The sequence below is a fragment of the Halorubrum sp. BV1 genome, from assembly GCF_000746205.1.
Classification (GTDB): Archaea; Halobacteriota; Halobacteria; order Halobacteriales; family Haloferacaceae; genus Halorubrum.
This window is the reverse complement of sequence record NZ_JQKV01000029.1, coordinates 1-1410: the sequence shown is the minus strand read 5'-3', so window position 1 is coordinate 1410 and position 1410 is coordinate 1. Positions and strand designations below refer to the sequence as shown.

General features: G+C 55.7%; 2 protein-coding genes. One reads left to right on the top strand and one right to left on the bottom strand.

Going from position 1 to position 1410, the window contains the following annotated elements:
• The coding region (locus EP28_RS13860; protein ID WP_080506144.1) for a type IV pilin domain-containing protein at nt 1-799 on the top strand (799 nt) is incomplete at its 5' end.
• Nucleotides 800-876: 77 nt separating this feature from the next.
• Here EP28_RS13860 and EP28_RS11490 read toward each other — a convergent pair.
• A partial coding sequence (locus tag EP28_RS11490; protein ID WP_049984154.1) for an IS5 family transposase occupies nt 877-1410 on the bottom strand: 534 nt, incomplete at its 5' end.

Below are 1410 nucleotides of genomic sequence, written 5' to 3'. Positions count from 1 at the left end.
TATGGTCGCCGTGACGGTTATACTGGCGGCTACCATCGGTACGTTCGTACTTGGGTTCGCCGGTGACTTGGCCGAAGGTGAACCACTGGTCGACTTCCGAATGAACCAAGACGGAACGACAGTTACCCTCACTCATGCTGGTGGGGACACCCTCGACGGAGAAGCCGTGTACATCGTATCCGGGTCGGGCGGCTGGTTAGGCAACTATGCCGGTACCAACGGACAGGCCTGCGATACGACGATTTCGACGGTGAAACCGGGAACAGAGTGTCAGATTTCAGGAGCGCCAAGTGGTGATTTATCGGTTGTATGGCGGTCGAATGGTCGTTCTGCTATACTCTTCCAAGGTCAAGTCTTCGGTGACGAGGGTGCGTCAACTCCGACGCCGACACCGACGACGCCCACGTCTACGCCGACACCCACTGCGACACCGACACCAACAGCAACGCCGACGCCTACACCAACGGCAACCCCGACGCCGACACCCACGGCGACCCCTACGCCGACGCCTACCCCTACCCCGACACCAACAGCGACTCCCACGCCCTCGAACAGTCCCCCGACAGCCGACTTCACGACGGACAGGAAGGGAAGTTCGGATAATGTTGACTTGGACGCCGCGCCATCCAGTGACTCTGACGGGTCTATCGTCACATACGAATGGGACATAGGCGCGGATGGAACAATCGATGAAACCGGTCAAACTGTTAAGGCCAAAGTGCCAGCAGGGACAGAGGTGAAACTGATAGTCACAGACGACGACGGAGCCACCGACAGCATAACAAAGACGGTGAACTGACCCCCTATTCCCCCAGACGCAACGACAAGTACGCGGACAACGATGGTCTTCATTAGTGAGTCGTCTATATCTAACGCTTAGAGTGCCTTGTCGATGTTGTGAGTGAAACAGCCGACAACGAGTTCACGGAACTGCTTCCACCAGTGTCGTGAGCGGACGAATGCGCCATATTTTCGTTTAAGCCGAGAGTTCACCGTCTCGTTCTGACTGCGTTGACCGTAGAGATCAGCATCCAGTCGAGCATTCCACGCCCTGTGAAGTGACGAGAACTCTCGATGCTTGATGACCGGACGAACATTCTCTTCGTGAGCTAATGCACGAATCTTCTGGTCATCGTATCCCTTGTCGCCGAGGAGAATCGCTACATCACTGGTATTTCGCTTGATGAGCGACGGCGCAATTTGCGAGTCGTGTTTTCGTGTCGTTGTCACGTGTAAGTCGATGATCGCGTTCAATCTCGTGTCTACGAGGAGCGTGACTTTCAACTGCTGAATCGTCAACTTCGTTCGCTTGGTGTAGTGTTTTGAGGCGTGACTGCGGTCGAATCCGGAGGCATCAATCCCGACGACACCGTTGGTCGGGAGGAGTGTGACCGAGAGGTTGAGCAGGAC